Genomic DNA, 18,908 nt, shown 5'->3' on the forward strand with positions numbered 1-18,908 from the left:
AGCGGGGGCGAAAGTGGTGGCGGCTGCACAAGGCGCCGCGCGTTACGAACGATGAAGTGTGTGCAAACGCACATTCATCCGATAACGTGCGTTTGACGTTCAAACCGCTCGCTTGTGGGGGTGGTGCCTTGCCGGGTGCCTCGAAGACGGACCAGGACAGCGCAGTGCTCATGCGGCGCGTCGCCGCCCGGCTGATGGACCGGGTCCCCGACATGGCCGGGAAACTCCTCGCCGCCCTGCGGGTCGACGAGGACGCCTACCGGGTGCTCCCCGAGGCCGACCTCCGCGGCGACATGGAGCGGAGCTTCGCCGCCGGCGTCGCCGCGATCTACCAGGAGCGCACCGAGCGGCGCGACGTCGCCGTCGCGTCGGCCACCGCGGCCCGCCGCGCCGAGCAGGGCGTGCCGCTCGACTCGATGCTGCGCGGCTACCGGCTCGCCACCCAGATCACCTGGGACACCATGGCCGAGGTGATAGCCCGCGAGCACCCGGACGCCGCGGTCGACTTCCTGCACTCGGCAGGGCGGATCTGGCAGGGGGTGGACCGGCAGGCGATCGCCGCGGTCACCGCCTACCGCCGCCGCGAGGCCGAACTGAGCAGGCGCAGCGCGGAGCGCGCCGAGGCGCTGCTCGACGCGCTGCTGGAGGGCAGGGCCGACACCGACGTCGTGCGCGAGGCCGCCGGCGCCCTCGGCGTGCCGCAGTACGGCGGCTACCTGGTCGTCGCCTGTCGTCCCGAAGCCACCTCGCCCACCTGCCCGCCCGCCGCGCTCGACGGCCTGCGCGTGCTCCGCAGGTCCCGCATGGACGGCGACATCCTCGTCGTCTGGCTGAACGGCGAAGATCCCGGCGAAGCCCTCACCGCGCTCGCCCCGCCGGGGCCGGCGGGGGTGAGCCCGCCCCTCGCGGGGCTCCTTGACCTCTCCGAAGGCCGCAGGCTCGCCATGACGGCCCTGCGCACCTGCCGGGAGTCCGAGGTCGTCAGGCTCGACGACAGGCTGCCCGCCGCGCTCGCCGTCAGCCGCCCCGACCTCGCGCAGCGGCTGGTCGGCGCGGTGCTCGGCCCCGTCCTCGCCCTGGAGGCGCCCGAACGCGACACCCTGCTGCACACCCTCGCGTCCCTGCTGGACTGCGACGGGTCGGTGACGCGGACCGCGGCGGTCCTGTACTGCCACCGCAACACGGTCTTCAACCGCCTGCGCCGCATCGAGGCCCTCACCGGCCGCTCGCCCGACCGCCCGCGCGACGTCGTGGAACTCGCCCTCGCCCTCGACGCCCACCGCCTCGCCGCCACCTGACGACGGCCGCCGCCCCCGGTTACGCCCCGCTCCTGGCGCGGACTCCGCCTGCGGACGCCGGCGCGGACGTCGGCAGGGAGTGGACCAGTTCGTCGAGGAACGCGGCGACGGACGGGCGGACGGGGCCGATTCCCGGCTCTCGGACCACCGCGTAGAGGGTCCGGGCGTGGGCGACGGGTGCGGTGGCGACCCCGTCGGGCAGGTCGCGCAGGCCGAGCCGCGGGATGGCCGCGACCCCGAGGCCCTCGGCCACCAGGTCGAGCGCCAAGGCGAAGTCCATGACGGTGTGCCGTACGTCGGGGGAGAAGCCCGCGTCGTGGCAGGCCTGCCGGGTGGAGTCCCCGCACGGGGTGCCGGGGGCCGCCGCGATCCACGGGGCGTCACGCAGGTCCCCCAGCGACGACGCCTCCGCGAACGGACCCGACGCCGGTACGCAGAGGTGAAGGGGGTCGCGCAGAAGCGCGTGCCTTACGAGCCCCGCAGGGAAGGTCACGGGTACGTGGTCGTACTCCTGCGCGATGACCACGTCGAGGGAGGCGAGCCTCAGGTCGGCGAGGGACCTGCCGTCCTCTCCCTCGCTGACGCGCACGTCGAGGTCGGGATGGCGGCGCAGCGCACGCGCCACGGCGGGCCCGACCAGGGCGCGGGCCGCACTCGGGAAGGCGCCTACGCGGACGGTTCCGCTGATCCCCCTGCGCGCCGCCGCCACGGCGGCCTCCGCCCGGTCGAGGGCGTGCAGGACCTCTTCGGCCGCGGAGGCGAGGGCCCGACCCGCCGGGGTGAGGGCGATCCCGCGGCCGGCCCGCTCCACGAGGTCGCAGCCGGCCTCCCGCTCCAGAAGGGCGAGCTGCTGGCTGACCGCCGAAGGCGAGACGCACAAGGTGTCGGCGGCGGCGGTCACCCCGCCCCGGACGGCGACGGTGTGCAGCACACGAAGGCGCCGGGCGTCGAGTTCCATGAAGGCATGCTACAAAGTCACTGAAGATTATTTAACTTGTCCTGAAATGTCGATGCTGGGCAGGCTGGACGCCGTGTCCCCTCGCCATCGCGCCCTCGCCGTCCTCGTCGCCGCCATCTGGGGCGTCAACTTCGTGGTGATCGACCTCGGTCTCCGCGAGGTCCCCCCGCTCCTGCTCACCGCGCTCAGGTTCCTCGCGAGCGCGCTCCCGCTTGTCTTCCTCGTCCCCCGGCCCACCTCCGCCGCGCGGCATGTGATCGCCTACGGCGTCGTCCTCGGCGTCGCGAAGTTCGGGCTGCTGTTCACCGCGATGGCCCACGGGATGCCCGCCGGACTGGCCTCCCTCGTCCTCCAGGCGCAGGCGCTGTTCTCGGTGCTCCTGGCCGCGACGGTGCTCGGCGAGCGCGTCCGTCCGGTCCAGGCCGCAGGGGTGGCGATCGCCTCGGCCGGGATCGCGCTGCTCGCCGTCCACCGCGGTGAGCACGCCGCCTTGGCGGGCCTGCTCCTGACCCTCTGCGCCGCGCTGTCGTGGGCCTGCGCCAACGTGATCGTCCGCCGCGGCGGAGAGCGCCGCCCGCTCTCCCTGCTCGCCTACTCCAGCCTCGTGCCGCCGCTGCCGCTCTTCGGTCTCTCCGCGGCTACCGAAGGCTGGGACGCCACCGTGCGCGCGCTCACGCACCTGTCCATCGCGGCGGTGCTGGCGGTCGCCTTCATCGCCTACGCCTCCACCATCCTTGGCTTCGGCCTGTGGAACAGGCTCCTGGCCGACCACGGGGTGGCGACGGTGGCGCCCTACAGCCTTCTCGTGCCCGTCTTCGGGATCGCCGCCGCAGCCGTCGTCCTCGGCGAACCGGTGACCCCGACCGTCGTCGCGGCCTCCGCCGTCGTGCTGCTCGGGCTCTTCCTCGTCGGCAGGGCCCCGCGCCCGACGGCCCCGCCCGTCACCGCGCCCGAGCCGGTTCGGGACGCGTCGCCGGCCAGCGGAACGTGACCGAGCCGCCCACCGGCAGCGCCGCCCAGCGCTCGGCGAAGGCGTCGAGGGCCGGCAGGACCCGGCGCACCAGCGCCTCGACCTCCGGGTCGATCCCGCGGGGCGCGGCCCACTCGGGGCGGCGCGCGCCGCGCGATCTGCGCCAGGCCAGGTCGACCGCGTCCGCGAGTTCCTCGGACAAGCCCATCTCGCCGCCGCTCGCGTGGTCTTCGGCGCGCAGCGCCGACTCCTTGCGCTTGCGCCTGCGGATCGCCCGGCGGCGCGCCCTGGCGTCCTCGCCGTCCTGGACGGCGGCGGGCATCCCCCCGCCGCCGCGCGCGATCCGCCCGTAGAGCCCGCCGACCAGGCCGAGCTCCGCCTCGATGAGGTAGTGCACGGCGTCATGGGGAATCCGGTCGTCATAACCGGGCGCCGGATCCATCTTCTGCGCGGGCAGCCCTGGAGGCTCTGCCACCACCGCGTACCTGCGCTCGCCCGTCCGGCGGAAGGTCACGTCCATCCTCCGACGGTAGGACAGCGGGGCCATGCGGGTCATCCGGTTTTCGCCGCGGCCCCGGGAGGCCACTTACCGGGCATTGGCCGGTGACACGACCCCCGGCCAGGGCGTTCACTGGAACCATCGCAAGCGGGAAGGGCGGGACTTGATGAAGAACGCGGAGACGGGCGTCGGACGGTTCGGGCGGCGGGCCTGGCTGGACCTCGGGCTGGACGAGGAGATCCTCGGCGCGGTGGCGGCCCCGGACCCCGCGCCGGACCTGCCCTCCCGGCTCGCGGTCGCCGAACTCGCCTGCGACAGCGTCGCCCTCAGCGCGCTGGCACTGAACCTCGCCCTCGCCCACAGGGCCGGGGACGGAACCGGAACCGTTCGTGCGGAGCCCGTCGCCCTGGATGGCGACCGGGTGGCCGCGTCGTTCCAGAGCGACCGGCACCTGCTCGTCGACGGACGGAGACCGGACGTCTGGTCGCCCTTCTCGGGCTTCTGGCGCACGGCCGACGGCTGGGTCCGCACCCACGGCAACTACCCCCACCACGAGCGGGCCCTCCGCGCGCTCCTCGGGGCCGCGGAAGGCGCCACCAAGGACGACGTCGCAAGGCTGATCGCCGAACGCGGTGCGCACGAACTGGAGGACAAGGCGGTGGGAGAAGGCGCGATCGTCGTCGCGGTGCGCACGCCGGAGGAGTGGCGCGAGCACCCGCAGGCGAGGGCGCTCAAGGACACGCCGCTCATCCGCGTCCGCACGCGCGCCGAGGGCTCGGCGCGGCCTTGGCGCACGGACGGCGGGCCGCCCCTCGCCGGGGTGCGCGTCCTCGACCTGACCCGGGTGATCGCCGGGCCCGTCGCCGCACGCGACCTGGCCTTCGGCGGCGCTGACGTGCTCCGGATCGACTCCCCGGCACTGCCGGAGATCGGCTGGCAGCACCTCGACACCGGCCACGGCAAGCGCAGCGCCCTGCTCGACCTGCGCTCGCGCTCCGGACGCGCGACCCTGGAGGACCTGCTCGCCGCGGCGGACGCCGTCGTCACCGGCTACCGGCCGGGCGCGCTCGCCGGCTTCGGCCTCGATCCCGACGACCTCCTCGACCGCTTCCCCGGTCTCGTCGTCGGCACCGTGAGCGCGTGGGGCGAGACCGGCCCCTGGGCGGGCCGCCGCGGGTTCGACAGCATCGTCCAGGCCGCCTCCGGCATAGCCCTCGTCGAGAGCCCGGACGGGACCACGCCCGGCGCCCTGCCCGCGCAGGCCCTGGACCACTCGGCGGGCCACTTCCTCGCCGCGTCCGTCACCGCGGCCCTCACCGCCCGGCGCCTCGAAGGGGGCGGCGCGCATGTCGCCGTCTCCCTGGCCCGGCTGGGCCTGGAACTGCTGGCCCGCCCCTCGGCGAACTCCGTCGGCTCCTCCTCCCCGCGCCCCGCGCCCGTCCAGACCGTGGCGACCGAATCCGGCACGCTCACCACACCCGTCCCCGCCTTCACCTACGCCTCCGGCCCCGCCGCCTACCCGCCGCCCCGCCCGTGGGGCGCGGACCTCCCGACCTGGACCTGACGCCGAGCGCGTCCCCCCGGGGCGACGAAAGGTTTTCCACAGGCGATCCGAACAGGTGCGCGGATCGGCGGCATAATCTCAACCACGGAGCGTTTCCAGGCGGGTGCGGAACGGGGTGGTGGTCATGGTGGGAGCGGTGTCCGAGCAGCCGGAGCAGGGCGAGCTCAAGAAGGTCATCGGACGGAAGGTGCTGCTGCTCTTCGTCGTGGGGGACATCCTCGGCGCCGGCATCTACGCGCTCGTCGGGCAGGTCGCGGGGGAGGTGGGCGGCGCGATCTGGGTGCCGTTCCTCGCCGCGTTCGTCCTCGCGTCGCTGACGGCCACGGCGTACGCGGAACTGGTGGGCAAGTACCCCAAGGCGTCGGGGGCGGCGCTCTACACGCACAAGGCGTTCGGGCTGCCCTTCGTCACCTTCATGGTGGCGTTCACGGTGATGATGAGCGGCGTCACCTCGGCCAGCGCCGCCGCGCGGGCGTTCGGCGGGAGGTACCTCGCCGAGTTCATCACACTGCCCGTCATCGTCGGGGCCCTCGTGTTCCTCGCGCTGGTCACGGTCGTCAACCTGCTCGGGATCTCCGAGTCGATCAAGGTGAACGTCCTGCTGACGGCGATCGAGGCGTTCGGGCTGCTCGTCATCGTCGCCATCGGGATCTGGGCGCTCATCCAGGGCGACGGGGAGCCCGCGCGGGCGCTGGAGTTCCATCCGCAGAACGGCGCGATCCTCGGCGTCCTCGGCGGCACCGCGCTGGCGTTCTACGCGCTGCTCGGCTTCGAGGACTCCGTCAACCTCGCCGAGGAGACCAAGAACCCCCAGGCGGACTTCCCCCGCGCGCTGTTCGGCGGGCTGATCGTCACCGCGATCATCTACCTGGCCGTCTCCTTCACCGCGACCATGCTCGTCGACACCACGACCCTGGAGAGCTCGACGGGACCGCTGCTCGAGGTCGTGAAGGTCGCGGGGCTGTCGTTCCCGCCCAAGCTGTTCGCGCTCATCGCGCTGCTCGCCGTCGGCAACACCGCGCTCATCAACATGATCATGGCCTCGCGCCTCGTCTACGGGATGGCCCGCGAAGGCATCGTCCCCTCCGTCCTCGGCAAGGTCGCGCCGGTCCGCGCCACCCCGTGGACCGCGATCCTGTTCACGGTGGCGGTCGCCGTCGTGCTGGTCAGCACCGGCGACGTCGGCGGCCTCGCCGACACCACGGTCCTGCTCCTCCTGCTCGTCTTCGCCCTGGTGAACGTGTGCGTGCTCCTCCTGCGCCGCGACCCCGTCGAGCACGCCCACTTCCGCGCCCCCACGTGGATGCCCGCGATCGGCTCCGTCGTCTGCCTGGTCCTCGCCTCGCCGCTCACCGGCCGCGACGGCGCGGTCTACGCCCGCGCCGCCATCCTCATCGCCGTAGGCGTAGCCCTCTGGCTCCTCAACCACCTCTTCACCCGCCACCGCTCAGCCCGCCTCCCAAGCTGACCCCCTTCCCCAGCCCCGACCCCGAAGCCGCGATCCGAACAGCACGGCCAACGCCCCCGCCGGTCCGCCACCCGCAGGAAGCCATCCCACGCAACAGCCCGCCGTCCCCGCCACTGGAGCAGCTCCCGACCCAGGCGATCCGAGCACCGATTCGACCCGCGATCAGGGACCCGATCCGAGCCCGGCCCCGGGCCGTGATCTGGACAGCGTTGCCGACCGACAGCGACCCAGGCCCCGACCCGACCCCTGGGCCAAGATCCGGGCCGCGCCGGCCGTGACCCGGGCTGGTTTCCGGGCCGCGGGTCGCAGGTTGTGAACTGGGCCGGGGTTCGGGTCGGGGTTGGCCTTGGGTGGTGGTTCGTGGGTGGGAAGTGTCGGTGGGGCGGCGGATGATGGAGGGGTTGGGAACGGTGAGGGAGGTAGGGATGGGCGAGCAGGTGCGGGAGTTGCAGGACGCGGCGGTGACTGTGGCGCTGCCGATTGCGGATCGGGGGGTTTCGTATCGCTTCTATCGGGAGGTGTTCGGGTGGGAGGCGGCCGGGGCGGTCGCCGACGACGGGGTGCCGGAACCGCTGGAGTTCGGCGTCAACGCGGGGTTGCGGGTGATGCTCGTCCCCACGGGCGGGTTCGGCTGGGCCATCGGCGACCACGAGGTGGCCGAGACGGGGCGCAGCGAATGCGTCTTCAACCTCGGGTTGCCCGCCGACGCCGCCGTCGACGGGCTCATCGAGCGGGCCCGCGCCCACGGGGCCCGCATCGTGGTGGAGCCGGCCCGCCTGCCCTGGGGGTACACCGGTACCTTCGCCGACCCCGACGGGCACCTGTGGTCCCTGCTCACCGTCCCCTGAAGAGCCGGTCGTGCGCGGTGCGGGCTCGTACGGGGCCGGCCTGCGTCACCAGTCGCGGGGCGCGACGAGTTCCTCGTGGTCGGCGTCCGGGAAGCCGTAGGCGGCGGCGATGAAGGCGACGTCCGCGCTGATCTCCTCGCGGGCCACCGTCTCGATCTCGCTGTCCGCCGCCTGGGGTTGGTGGTCGAGCGCGTTGAACTCCTCGGTCGCGGCATGGGTGAGGACGTAGAGCGCGGCGAGGTCGGCGGGCCGCTCCCGCTCGATCCGCTCGCACAGTCGCAGCAGGATCGCCCTGCCCTTGTCGACGAGTGGGTCGGGGAAGTAGTCGTCCTCGTACATTTCGGGCAGGAACTCGTGGGCGAGAAGGCGCTCGTTCGCGAGGGGCACCGCGGTCTCCGTTCGTCGCGCCGGGGATCGTCGCGGCCATCCTGCCGCCCGCCGCCGACACTTCCCGTCCCGTGCGCGGACGGATGCGGGGCGGGCGCTCGGGACGAGTGGACGCTGGGACGCGGCACTTGGGAGCGCGGTGGGCACGGAACGAGTGCTCAGGGCGAGCGCTCATGGGGGCGGGTGGGTGCGGGAGGATTGGGGGGACAGAGAAGAGAGGGAGTGGCATGGGGTATCTGGGGGATCTGTTCGGGCTCGCGGGGAAGGTGGCGCTGGTCACCGGGGGAAGTTCCGGGATCGGGCGGGGCATCGCGGTCGCGCTGGGCAGGGCGGGGGCGTCCGTCGTGGTGGTGGCTCGGGGGGAGGAGGGGCTGCGGGACACCGTGGCGGAGCTCGCGGGGCACGGGTGCAAGGCGGCCTGGGTGAGCGCCGATCTCGGGGACCGGGCGGCGGTGAAGGACGCGGCGGAGCGGGCGGTGGCGGCGTTCGGGGAGGTCGACGTGCTGGTGAACTCCGCAGGGGTGAACCCCAGGCCGCACATGGACGAGCTCACCGAGGCCGACTGGGACCTCTCGATGGCCGTGAACCTGACCGCCCCGTTCCTGCTGGGGCAGCGGTTCGGACCCGCGATGGCGGCGCGCGGCTGGGGCCGAATCCTCAACGTCGGCTCGCAGCAGGCGTTCCGGGCGTTCCTCAACAGCGGCGGCTACGGCGTGTCCAAGGCGGGCATCACGGCGCTGAGCCGCTCCCAGGCCGAAGCCTGGTCGGCGCGCGGCGTCACCGCCAACACGCTGGTCCCCGGCTTCGTCCGCACGCCGCTGACCACTCACGTCACCGAGGAGGGCCTGCGCGAACTCGCCGCCGGCACGATGATCGGCCGCAACGGTGTTCCGGACGACTTCGCCGGCGCGGCGGTCTTCCTCGCCTCCCCGTCCGCCTCCTACGTGACCGGCCAGACCCTCTTCATAGACGGCGGCCTCAGCACCCACTGAGGCCCGCCCGGTAGGCGGGCGCGGGGGTCAGGGGGCGAGGAGGGGGTCGGGGAGGGAACGCCAGGGGCGGAGGAGGGCGGTGAAGGCCAGGTGGGCGAGGAGGGAGAAGACGAGGATGGCGAGGGACATGGGGAGGGCGGAGGTGGTGTCGCCCAGGCCGGTCAGGACGGGGGAGAGGGCGGCGGTGCCGAACTGGGCGGCGCCGAGGAAGGCCGAGGCGGTGCCGGCGGCGGAGCCCGCGCGGTCGAGGGCGAGGGTCGTGGTGGTGGGGAGGATGAGGCCGATGGCCGAGGTGCAGCAGAACAGGAGGGCGGACACCCAGGGCAGTGACGCCCCGGTCTCGGACACGGCGATCAGCCCGGCGCCGCTGAGGGACAGCACGGTGAGGCCGGTGCCGAGGACGGTGTGGGCGCGGAACCTGCCGAGCAGGACCTTGCCGGTGAGCTGGCCCGCCGCGGCGAGGCCGAGCGCGTTGAGCGCGAACAGGAGGCTGAACACGGTGGGCGTGGCCCCGTACCCGTCCTGGAGGACGAGGGAGGAGCCGCCGATGTAGGCGAAGACCCCGGCGAAGGCGAGGGCGCCGGTGAGCATGTAGCCGGTGAAGGACGGGTCGCGCAGCAGTCCCCAGCCCGCGTGGAGGCTCGCGCCGAGTCCGCCGGTGACCCTGCGCTCGCGCGGCAGGGTCTCGGGGATGACGAAGACGCATCCGGCGACCATGGCCGCGCCGAGCAGCGCCAGCACCACGAAGACCCCGCGCCACACGGTGACCTGGAGGATGCCGCCGCCGAGGACCGGCGCGATGATCGGCGCGAGCGCCGACACCATCATCAGCGTGCTGAAGAACCGCGCGGCGGCAAGGCCGTGGAACATGTCGCGCACGATCGCGCGGGCGATCACCAGCCCGGCGGCGCCGCCGAGGCCCTGCACCAGCCGCGCCCCGATGAGCATCTCGACGCTCGGGGCCAGCGCGCACGCGAGCGTCGCCGCGAAGTAGGCGCTCATCCCGATCACCAGGGGCCGCTTGCGCCCGAAGGTGTCGCTGAGTGGCCCGGCGACGAGCTGACCCGCGGCGAGCCCGATGAGGCAGGTGGTGAGGGTCAGCTGGACGAGGTCGCCGGACGTCCCGAGCCGCTCGGCGATCTGCGGGAACGCGGGCAGGTAGAGGTCCATCGACAGCGGCCCGAGCGCGGACAGCGAGCCGAGCGCGAGGATCAGGAGGAGGCCGGGGCGCATCTCGGCGGGCCGGGACGGTGAGGACGGCGAGGTCATGCGGGCGGACTCCGGCGGGGAGGGAGGGAGAGACGTGCGGGGGGTGAAGCGTCAGCCGAAGGGCGAATCCCCGGTTATCTGCAACATGTCCAAGGCCAGGGTAATCCGGGCGATGTCCCGGTAGGACCTCAGGTCGAGGCCGGTGACCTGCTGGATCCGCTGGATCCGCTGGATCCGCTGGATCCGCTGGATCCGCTGGTGCAGCGTGTTGGCGGCAAGGCCGTGGCAGAGGTTGAGGAGCGCGGTGGGCAGGGCGAGGGTGCTGAGCGCGGAGTCCATCTCCTTGGCCTGGAGGTGGCTGCCCATGACGAGGGCGGCCTGCCGGGTGATGACGCGGGTTACTCGTCCTCGGGGCTGAGCGGTGCAGTGAGGACGAGGGAGCCCTGGGCGGCGGGGGAGCGCAGTCATGGCTGTGTCCATGTTGAGAGGCCGGATTCTCTCAAGGCGCTCACATTGTCGGTCGGTGCTCCGCTGGTCCACGTGCTGTCCGGGCGCGTCGGCCTGGGCCGGGGGCCCCGGGCATGCGCGGGGCATGGCTGTCCTTGGGCATTCCTTGGGCCCGGGTTGGACGGTGCCCGAGCGATCGCTCTCTAGCGTGAAAGTACGTCAAGGGAGGAATTCGATGGATCTGTCCCAGTTGATGAAGCTCGCCCAGGACCCGCAGGTCCAGCAGATGGTGAAGTCCGTGATCAGCGGCCTCGGCTCCGGATCGGCCGCCGGGGCGCAGGGCAAGGGCGGAGGCGGCCTCCAGGACCTCCTCGGGCAGCTCGCCGGCGGCGGTCTCGACAAGCAGGTGAAGTCCTGGGTCGGCGACGGGGCCAACGAGCCCGTGACCGGGAAGGAGGTCGAGCAGGCGCTCGGCCCGGACACCGTCCAGCAGATGGCCCAGGCCGCGGGCGTGCCTCCCGAGAAGGCCGCGGACGACCTCGCCAACGCGCTCCCCGGACTCGTCGACAAGGCGACCCCGCCCGGGTCCGTCGACCCCGGCGCCCCGCACTGACCGCACGCTGAACCGAGGGCCGTCCCTCCCGGGGCGGCTTTCGGCGCTCCACGTGCCCCGCCGCGGTCCCGATCGGGACGGGAGCCTGGGCCTAGGCGGCCGTCCGCACCGGGACCGGACGGCTCCCGCGCAGGATCGCCATCGCGACGCGGTAGGGGTCGTCGTTCATGGGGACGTGCCCGCAGCCCCGCAGCAGCAAATGTTCGGCGTGCGGGAGGAGCCGCCGGGCGGCCTTCGCCTGGTGGACGGGCAGGACGACGTCCCGGGTCGACCACGCGACGGTCACCGGCACGTCCCGCGGGATCGCGGCGGTGAACGGGGTGCTCTCGGCGAAGAACTCCAGCACCTCGGGGCGGGCGCGCAGCAGCCCGCGGAAGTCGCCCAGCGCCGCGTCCGGCGCGAGCCAGGTCGGGTGGCTGAGGATCCAGGAGAACAGCGCGGCGCGGCCGGGGCGGGTGCGCAGCAGCGGCTCGGCGTACGGGTCGAGCCGCCCGGCGAGCGCCATGACGGTCCGGAACAGCGCGACCGTGTAGCGGAACTCCGCGGCGGTGCGCCAGAACCCGGCGGGCGACAGCGCCGTCGCGCTGCGCGCCGCGCCCCGGGCCGCCAGCTCCAGGGCGAGCCGTCCGCCGAGCGAGTTGCCCGCGACGTGCGGCCGGTCCAGCCCGAGCGCGTCGAAGAGATCGAGCAGGTCGGCCAGCATCCGGTCGCCGGGCGGCTCGGCCCCCGCGCGCAGCGACGGCGACTCGCCGTGCCCCGGCAGGTCCACCAGGATGATCTCGCGGTGCTCGGCGAGGTGGTCGGCCACGGGCAGCCAGGCCTGCCGCCGGTGGGTGATCCCGTGCAGCAGGACGAGCGGCTCGCCCGCCCCGCGACGCTCGTACGCCAGCATGTGCGAACACCTTTCGATCCGGTTGCGCCCAGGCAAGTCCACAGCCTTCCGCCGGGTCGAATCCACTCACCGAACGACGGATTGCCCGGGTATCGGTGTGCTCACGTTCGGTGGCCGACGTCGGGCGGCACGGCAGGGAAGGACATCTCGAAAAGGGCGCCAGGGCCGTCCGGATCGAGGCAGGCGAGCGAGCCGCCGTCGGCTTCGACGAGCTCGCGGGCCAGGGGCAGGCCCAGGCCCGCGCCGCCCTCATCGGCGGCGCGGGCGTCGTCGAGGCGGACGAAGCGGGCGAAGACCCGCTCCCGGTCCTCGCGCGGGACACCGGGCCCGTCGTCGCGGACCGACACGAGCGCGCGCGGAGCAGGTCCGGGCCCGGCGGAGAGCGTGACGCTGACGCGCGAGGCGGCGTGGCGCTGCGCGTTGTCGAGGAGGTTGCCCAGCGCGCGGGTGAGGTGGCGCGGACGGACGGCGGCCCACGGTTCGGCCGGCGCCTCGTAGGAGACGGGGATCCGGTCGGTCGCGGTACGCGCGGCGAGGACTTCGGCGACGAGATCGGCCAGGGAGACCCGGACCGGGGGCGGCCCCGCGTCGGCGGCGTCGAGGCGGGCCAGCAGGAGCAGGTCCGAGGCGAGGTGCTGGAGCCGGTGGACGTCCTTGACGGTCTCGTCGAGGTCGAGGAGCCCGGGGTGCTCGCGCGCTATCTCCAGCTGGGCGCGCAGCGAGGCGATGGGGGTGCGCAGTTCGTGCGAGGCGTCCGCGACGAACCTGCGCTGCCGCTCGGTCGAGCGCTCCAGCGCCGCGAGGGTCCGGTTGGTGGTGGCGGCGAGGCGGGCGATCTCGTCGCGGGACGCGGGCACCGGCACCCGGGCGGCGAGGTCGCCCGCCGCGGTGATCCCGGCGAGCCTGGCCCGGATCGCCTCGACGGGGCGCAGCGCCCGGCCGGCCAGCAGCCAGGTCGCCGCGGCGGTCACCGCGAGGACCGGAGGCAGTCCGAGCAGCAGGCCGCGCACGGCCGTCGCGACGGCCTCGCGCGCGTCCCTGAGGTCGGCGCCGCCGTAGACGACGGCGGCCGCGCCGTCCGGGCCGGTCGCGGAGATCGCGGCGAACCGGTAGGCGGCCGGTTCCCCGCCGAACAGGGCGGTCCGGGTGACGAACCCGGTCTCGGGGTCGGCGTCGTCGTCGTGGTCGGCGGCGCCCGGCGGGACCGTGGGCAGGCCGTCGAGGACCAGGCCGGGGCTCTGCGCGAGGACGCGCCCGTCGAGGTCGACGACCCGGATCGGGCCGCCTTCGGGCAGCCGCAGCGCGGACGGCGCGACCCCGGCCGTCCACTGGGCGGCGACCCGCTGCGCCGACGACTCGGCCGAGACGGACACGCCGCCGAGCAGTTCCGCGCGCAGCGCCAGCACCACCGGGACCGCGGCGGTGACGAGCGCGAGCGCCACCACGGCCGTCGCGGCGAAGGCCGTGCGGGCGCGGACCGAGCCGAGCACCGCCTCACACCCGGCCCGCGGTGAGCCGGTAGCCGGAGCCGCGCACCGTCTCGATCGACCGCCGCCCGTACGGCGCGTCGACCTTCCGGCGCAGCGCGCTGACGTGCACCTCGACCACGTTCGGGTCGCCGTCGTAGGCGGAGTCCCACACGTGATCCAGGATGCGCCGCTTGGAGACGACCTCCTCGGCGTGCGCGGCGAGGAACTCCAGCACGGCGAACTCCCGCGACGTCACCACGACCTCGTCGGCCCCGCGGTGCACCCGCTGCGCGGCCGGGTCGACCTTCAGGTCGCCGATCTCGATGACCGGCGCGCCCGTCCGCTGCCTGCGGCGCAGCAGCGCCCGGATGCGCGAGCGCAGGACGAGGTAGGAGAACGGCTTGGTCACGTAGTCGTCGGCCCCGCAGTCCAGTCCCTCGGCCTCGTCGTACTCGCCGTCCTTCGCGGTCAGCATCAGGATCGGCGTGGCCACGCCGTCCCTCCTGAGGGACGACGCGATCCGGTAGCCGTTCAGGCCCGGGAGCATGACGTCGAGGAGGATCAGGTCGAACTCCTCCTCGCCCGCCCGGAACAGCCCCTCGTGCCCGTCGTGGACGACGTCGACGGCGTAGCCCTCGGCGCGCAGCCCGCGGGCCAGCGAGAGCGCGAGCCGGCGCTCGTCCTCGACGATCAGCAGCCTCATACCCTCACTTCTTGCCCGAAGCAGGCTGAAGCACCCTTCAGTAACCTTCAGGGCTTCTTCAGGACTCGCCGGGCAGCGTGGGCGCTAGATCGACATCCGTCTCGAACCCGGATCGACATCCGGCTCGAACCGTGGGATCGACATCCCGTCGAAGTAGGGAGCACCGATGCGCGCCAAGACCGTGATCGCCCTCGCGTTCACCGCGACCGCCGCCGTGGGCGCGGCCGCGGGGGCCGCCCTGGCGTCAGCCGACTCCGCCGCGAAGGCGCCGGCCGTCGTGGTGACCGAGACGCCCACCGACACGCCGACGGACGAGGCGACCCCTTCCCCGACCGGCGGCACCCAGTCCGCGGCCCCGGCCGTCGCACCGGACCAGGCCATGAACAAGGCGCTGGAGAAGGCGCCCGGCCTGGTGGCGGGCGCCGAACTCGAGGAAGACGGCGGGAAGCGCTCCTGGCAGATCGACGTGCTCACCGAGGACGAGAAGTGGCGGGAGATCACCGTCGACGCCGAATCCGGCGAGGTCACCCAGGACCAGGAGACCGACGGGGACACCGACGAGGCCACCGCGATCCGCGACGCCAAGGTGACCGCGGCCGCCGCCGTCAAGACGGCCACCGAGACCCAGCCCGGCACCCTCCAGTCGATCGAGTTCGACGACGAGGGCGGCAAGCCGATATGGGAGGTGGACATCAAGTCCGACGACGGGAACGAGCACACGCTCCAGGTGCCCGCCGACGCCGACACGCCGACCGCGACCCCGTCGCCCACCTCCTGACGCGCTCCGGCCCGGACGCCCGGCGGGGGTGTCCGGGCCGGACCGTCAGGACATGAGGGCGGCGCAGATCGCCGGGATCGCCTCGCCGATGGGCGTGCGGATGACGGCGGTGGCCCGGTCGTCGTACGGGGTGGGGTCGCGGTTGACGATGACGACCCGGGCCCCGAGGTCGGCGGCCAGGCCGCACAGGGAGGCGGCGGGCTCGACCTGGAGGGTCGTGCCGATCACCAGGAACAGCTCGGACGCCGCGGCGATCCGGCGCGCCTCGCTCAGCACCTGGGAGTCGAGGAACTCGCCGAACATGATGATCGACGGCTTGAGCGGGCCGCCGCACCCGCACAGGGGTTCGGCGGGGAGTTGGGCGAGGGCGGCTTCGGCGGTGGTCCGCGCGCCGCAGTCCAGGCAGGACGCGGTGGTCAGGGAGCCGTGAAGCTCCACGACCTTGCGCGGGGAGGAGCCGGCCTTCTGGTGGAGGCCGTCGACGTTCTGGGTGACGATCCGCACGGCCTTGCCCGAGGCCTCGAGGTCGGCCAGCGCGCGGTGCGCGACGTTGGGCAGCACCTCGCCCTGGCGGCCGGAGAACACCTCCCAGAAGCGGCGGCGCACGGCGCCGTCGGCGAGGAAGCGGTCGTAGGTGAAGATGTCGGCCGCGGTCGGGTCCTGCGTCCACAGGCCCTGCGGTCCCCGGTAGTCGGGCACGCCCGAGTCCGTCGAGATTCCGGCTCCGGTGAACGCGGTGATCCGCTGCACGCCCTTGGCCCAGGAATAGTCCTCCATGGCGTGCAAGATAAGGGCAGCACCGCCCCAGGGCAAAAGGCGGGACTGTTGCCGGTTGAGTGTCTCTCAGTGTTCATGAGTGTTCTCTGGTCGCATGAGTGCTGTGGGTAAGTTTCTGTGGTGATCGGGATCGTGTCTCCTGAAAGGACCGGGCTTGCCGGCGGCGTCGGGTGGGGTGGCGGGAGAAGGCCGCTGCGGTCGGTCGTGGCGCCGTTCGTGGTGGAGGCGGCGCACGAGCGGGTGCTGCGCCTGGTCGGCGAGCACCTCGGCCGGTTGGCGTCCCTGGACCTTAAAAGCCCGGTGCGCCGACGGGCTGGGACACGATGCGGGCAGATGGGCGGCCCGCAAACAGGCGCTCCCCGCCGTCTCATCCTCCCGCTGGGCAGGGAGCATCACCAAAGCCAGCCACGACCAGTGGGCGCTGTCGCGGCGCGTGCCAGACCGCGCACATCCGGTCCTTCGAAGCCGGTATCGCGACCCTGTCGCATCGCTTGCCCAGGCCGATCAGGGCGGTCCTGCAACATCGCCCGGTATGTCCTTTCCTGCACGATGGCGTTCGCGCACCGGGGCGCGGAATGGCGCGACCGCATCGAAGCCCACCGGGCGGTCGCCTACCGCATTCATCGATGCCGACCGGAAAGCTCAAAGCCCGGCTCGTGTCCATGGCCACCGAACACGGCCTGGCGATCGTGGCGGTGGACCCGGCGTACACCTCGATGCGGGGCGACCAGCACTGGCGCAGACCCCTCACCAGCAGTAAGCGAAAAATGTCCCGTCACGATGCCGCAAGCATCGCGATCGGCAGACGCGCCCTTAGACACCCGATCCGGCGACGGACGGCACCGCCCCCTATCGACCAGAGCGATCGGTACGGGCATCGGACCGTCCAGGCCGGACCAGGTGCACGGGGCGTGCGGAAACCCGCCCACCCGTCACGGAGCATGCACATGATGCACCTCGCCGGACGGGGATGAGAGTGAACGCGGGAGACCAGCGCATCCAACGGAGACCAGCGCATCCGACACCGTTCGGGATACGCGCAGCACCAGGAGACAGGATCAGACACTCCTGGACACTGTTAAGGAACGGTTTCCGGGCCCCCACGCGGCCGGGGCCCGGAAAACGCCGGATCAGCGGGGCACGAGGCTGCCGAACAGCCCGCTGAGGGGACTGCCCAGCGGGTTCTTCTTGCCGAGGGTGCCGCCCCGCTTCTTCTTGCCGGCCGCGACCTTCTTGGTGCTGGCCGTGCTGTGCAGCTTGACGCCCTCGGTGCTGTGCAGCTCGGTGGTGATCGTGGTCATCTCGCCCGCGACGAGCGGCCCGTTGCGCTTGACCGGGACCCGGACGGAGTGGCGGCGCAGCGTGCCGCACTCGACCTTCTCGCGCAGCCGTCCGGCGGGCGCGGTGTCCTCGATCTCGCCCAGCGGGCTCTTGGGCTGCCCGAACGAGACGGTCAGGATCGCGGTCTCGCCCTTCGGTTCGCACGAGTAGAGGAGCAGGACGTCCAGCGCCTTGCCCTCCGCCTCGACCGCCTTCATCGGGACGGACATCCCCGAGGTGGCGGGCCCCGCCGAGGCGGCGGTGGCGGGCAGGACGAGCAGCGCGACGGCGGCGAGCGCGTAGAGAGAACGCATAACCGCACAGGGTAGTGAGGCCGCTGCTCGGGGCGATGCTGGCTTTCCGCCGCTTTTACCGCCTCATGTGCGCGGGTTCACCCGGCGGCGCGGAGGGTGAGGAGGGTGATCTCGCTGGGGGCGAAGATCCGGAAGGGCGGGCCCCAGAAGCCGGTGCCGCGGCTCGTGTAGATCTGGGTGCGGCCGGTGCGCCGGGACAGGCCCGCGACCTCGGGCTGGTCGATGCGCACCAGGTGGTGGAACGGCCAGATCTGCCCGCCGTGGGTGTGGCCGGACAGCTGGAGGTCGACGCCCGCGGCCTCGGCCTGGGCGACCTGCTTGGGCTGGTGCGCGAGCAGGACGACGGGCAGGTCGGGGTCGGCGTCGGACAGGGCCGCGGTGAGGTCGGCGCGGTGGCCCGGGTGGCCGGAGTGATGGGCGGTGAAGTCGTCGATCCCGGCGAGGACGAGGCGGTCGCCGCCGCGCTCGACCACGAGGTGGTCGTTGCGCAGGGGCTGCCAGCCGAGCGCGGCGAGGTGTGCGACCCAGCCGAGCGGGTCGCCGTAGTACTCGTGGTTGCCGGTGACGTAGACGCGGGCGAGCCCGGCCCGGATGTCGGCGAGCGGCGCGGCCTGGTCGCGGCGCTGCGCGACGGTGCCGTCGGCGATGTCCCCGGTGTGCGCCACGATGTCGGGTTCGAGGGCGTTGACGGCCTCGGTGACCTTCGCCGACCACGCCGCCCGGTTCGTCGGGCCGTAGTGGGTGTCGGTGAGCAGGACGAGCCGCGTGCCGTCCAGGCCCGCGCCGAGCCGGGGCAGGACGACGTCGACCTTCTTCACGCGTGGCACCCGCATCGCCTCGCGGTAGCCCCACAGGAGCAGGCCCGCCGAGACCGCGGCGACCCAGGCCGCGGTGATCCGCGCCGCGCTCTGCACGCCCGCGGCCTCAAGCCCGAGCCGGACGGCGACGGCGATGACGGACTGGCTGAACAGCACCCAGGCCGAGCCGAGCAGCACGCTCCCGGCCACCGAAAGCCGGTCTCCGTTCTCGCGGCGGCCCGCGAACATGAGGAAGGGGGCGGCGACGGCCGCGGCGCCGAACAGCGCGGAGCCCGCCGCGAAGACGGGCCCGCTCCAGCCGGGCGCGGCCACGAGGGTCCACCAGGGCACCCCGAACAGCAGGCCGAGCACCGTCACCAGCGCGCCGCCTATGAGCAACGGGCGCAGCGCCGAAGGCCGCCGTGCCGCAGAGTCCACCGCCATACCGCCACCCTCTTCCCACCGGATCTTCCGCTTGCGGCAACGATCGCCCGTCGCGCTCTGTTCCCGGCCGCACAGGGCTGTCCCCGCTCGGACAGTGTGCAGGCAGTGCGCGGGCCCGTGCCCGATGCCCGCGATCTCTTTATTCGCCCCACAGTGAAATC

Annotated in this window: 19 protein-coding genes; 8 read left to right on the plus strand and 11 right to left on the minus strand. The window is 73.3% G+C overall.

The window, feature by feature from the left end; translation table 11 throughout:
• Positions 1-128: 128 nt before the first annotated feature.
• Entirely contained in the window at positions 129-1,298 is a 1,170-nt protein-coding gene (locus ACYVOM_RS38530; protein ID WP_460308567.1) for a PucR family transcriptional regulator, read from the plus strand.
• A 19-nt stretch (positions 1,299-1,317) separates the two neighbouring features.
• On the opposite strand, the gene ACYVOM_RS38535 is transcribed toward ACYVOM_RS38530, so the two are convergent.
• Positions 1,318-2,256 (minus strand): LysR substrate-binding domain-containing protein, encoded by a 939-nt coding sequence (locus ACYVOM_RS38535; protein ID WP_460308568.1) that lies wholly within the window; start codon positions 2,254-2,256, stop codon positions 1,318-1,320.
• Positions 2,257-2,302: 46 nt separating this feature from the next.
• Here ACYVOM_RS38535 and ACYVOM_RS38540 point away from each other — a divergent pair, with 46 nt between their 5' ends.
• Positions 2,303-3,247 (plus strand): EamA family transporter, encoded by a 945-nt coding sequence (locus ACYVOM_RS38540; RefSeq protein ID WP_460308569.1) that lies wholly within the window; start codon positions 2,303-2,305, stop codon positions 3,245-3,247.
• Here ACYVOM_RS38540 and ACYVOM_RS38545 read toward each other — a convergent pair.
• Positions 3,198-3,746 (minus strand): hypothetical protein, encoded by a 549-nt coding sequence (locus ACYVOM_RS38545; RefSeq protein ID WP_460308570.1) that lies wholly within the window; start codon positions 3,744-3,746, stop codon positions 3,198-3,200. The genes ACYVOM_RS38540 and ACYVOM_RS38545 overlap by 50 nt on opposite strands.
• Before the next feature lie 145 nt (positions 3,747-3,891).
• Here ACYVOM_RS38545 and ACYVOM_RS38550 point away from each other — a divergent pair, with 145 nt between their 5' ends.
• From ACYVOM_RS38550 to ACYVOM_RS38560, 3 genes are all read left to right on the plus strand, one after another.
• Entirely contained in the window at positions 3,892-5,289 is a 1,398-nt protein-coding gene (locus ACYVOM_RS38550; protein ID WP_460308571.1) for a CoA transferase, read from the plus strand.
• 124 nt (positions 5,290-5,413) lie between these two features.
• Complete coding sequence (locus tag ACYVOM_RS38555; RefSeq protein ID WP_460308572.1) at positions 5,414-6,757, plus strand: APC family permease; 1,344 nt, start codon at positions 5,414-5,416, stop codon at positions 6,755-6,757.
• A gap of 425 nt (positions 6,758-7,182) precedes the next feature.
• Positions 7,183-7,605, plus strand: a complete 423-nt coding sequence (locus ACYVOM_RS38560) for a VOC family protein (protein ID WP_460308573.1) — start codon at positions 7,183-7,185, stop codon at positions 7,603-7,605.
• Positions 7,606-7,650: 45 nt separating this feature from the next.
• Here ACYVOM_RS38560 and ACYVOM_RS38565 read toward each other — a convergent pair whose 3' ends face one another.
• Positions 7,651-7,992, minus strand: a complete 342-nt coding sequence (locus tag ACYVOM_RS38565) for a DUF5713 family protein (protein WP_460308574.1) — start codon at positions 7,990-7,992, stop codon at positions 7,651-7,653.
• A gap of 227 nt (positions 7,993-8,219) precedes the next feature.
• Here ACYVOM_RS38565 and ACYVOM_RS38570 point away from each other — a divergent pair, with 227 nt between their 5' ends.
• Positions 8,220-8,984: an SDR family NAD(P)-dependent oxidoreductase gene (locus tag ACYVOM_RS38570; protein ID WP_460308575.1), complete on the plus strand. Its 765-nt coding sequence runs from the start codon at positions 8,220-8,222 to the stop codon at positions 8,982-8,984.
• A 27-nt stretch (positions 8,985-9,011) separates the two neighbouring features.
• On the opposite strand, the gene ACYVOM_RS38575 is transcribed toward ACYVOM_RS38570, so the two are convergent.
• A complete protein-coding gene (locus tag ACYVOM_RS38575; RefSeq protein WP_460308576.1) occupies positions 9,012-10,253 on the minus strand; it encodes a multidrug effflux MFS transporter in 1,242 nt (413 codons plus the stop codon).
• A gap of 51 nt (positions 10,254-10,304) precedes the next feature.
• On the minus strand, positions 10,305-10,661 hold the full coding sequence (locus tag ACYVOM_RS38580) for a hypothetical protein (RefSeq protein WP_460308577.1): 357 nt from the start codon (positions 10,659-10,661) through the stop codon (positions 10,305-10,307).
• A 214-nt stretch (positions 10,662-10,875) separates the two neighbouring features.
• Here ACYVOM_RS38580 and ACYVOM_RS38585 point away from each other — a divergent pair, with 214 nt between their 5' ends.
• Positions 10,876-11,253, plus strand: coding sequence for a YidB family protein (locus tag ACYVOM_RS38585; RefSeq protein ID WP_460308578.1), 378 nt, complete (start codon positions 10,876-10,878; stop codon positions 11,251-11,253).
• A gap of 91 nt (positions 11,254-11,344) precedes the next feature.
• Here the strand turns inward: ACYVOM_RS38585 and ACYVOM_RS38590 are convergent, their stop codons facing one another.
• The 3 genes from ACYVOM_RS38590 to ACYVOM_RS38600 form a co-directional block, all read right to left on the minus strand.
• Complete coding sequence (locus tag ACYVOM_RS38590; RefSeq protein ID WP_460308579.1) at positions 11,345-12,145, minus strand: alpha/beta fold hydrolase; 801 nt, start codon at positions 12,143-12,145, stop codon at positions 11,345-11,347.
• A 101-nt stretch (positions 12,146-12,246) separates the two neighbouring features.
• The gene (locus ACYVOM_RS38595) at positions 12,247-13,635 is read right to left on the minus strand and encodes a sensor histidine kinase (RefSeq protein ID WP_460308580.1); all 1,389 of its coding nucleotides are present in this window, start codon (positions 13,633-13,635) and stop codon (positions 12,247-12,249) included.
• A 4-nt stretch (positions 13,636-13,639) separates the two neighbouring features.
• A complete protein-coding gene (locus ACYVOM_RS38600; protein ID WP_460308581.1) occupies positions 13,640-14,317 on the minus strand; it encodes a response regulator transcription factor in 678 nt (225 codons plus the stop codon).
• Between the two features lie 166 nt (positions 14,318-14,483).
• On the opposite strand from ACYVOM_RS38600, the gene ACYVOM_RS38605 reads away from it, so the two are divergent.
• A complete protein-coding gene (locus ACYVOM_RS38605; RefSeq protein ID WP_460308582.1) occupies positions 14,484-15,095 on the plus strand; it encodes a PepSY domain-containing protein in 612 nt (203 codons plus the stop codon).
• Between the two features lie 45 nt (positions 15,096-15,140).
• Here ACYVOM_RS38605 and ACYVOM_RS38610 read toward each other — a convergent pair whose 3' ends face one another.
• The 3 genes from ACYVOM_RS38610 to ACYVOM_RS38620 all read right to left on the minus strand — a co-directional run bounded on the left by ACYVOM_RS38610 (position 15,141) and on the right by ACYVOM_RS38620 (position 18,747).
• A complete protein-coding gene (locus ACYVOM_RS38610) occupies positions 15,141-15,872 on the minus strand; it encodes an SIR2 family NAD-dependent protein deacylase (protein ID WP_460308583.1) in 732 nt (243 codons plus the stop codon).
• A 1,130-nt stretch (positions 15,873-17,002) separates the two neighbouring features.
• Positions 17,003-17,506 (minus strand): hypothetical protein, encoded by a 504-nt coding sequence (locus ACYVOM_RS38615; RefSeq protein WP_460308584.1) that lies wholly within the window; start codon positions 17,504-17,506, stop codon positions 17,003-17,005.
• Between the two features lie 77 nt (positions 17,507-17,583).
• Positions 17,584-18,747 (minus strand): metallophosphoesterase, encoded by a 1,164-nt coding sequence (locus ACYVOM_RS38620; RefSeq protein ID WP_460308585.1) that lies wholly within the window; start codon positions 18,745-18,747, stop codon positions 17,584-17,586.
• Positions 18,748-18,908: the final 161 nt, after the last annotated feature.

It is taken from the genome of Actinocorallia aurea, from assembly GCF_054783995.1.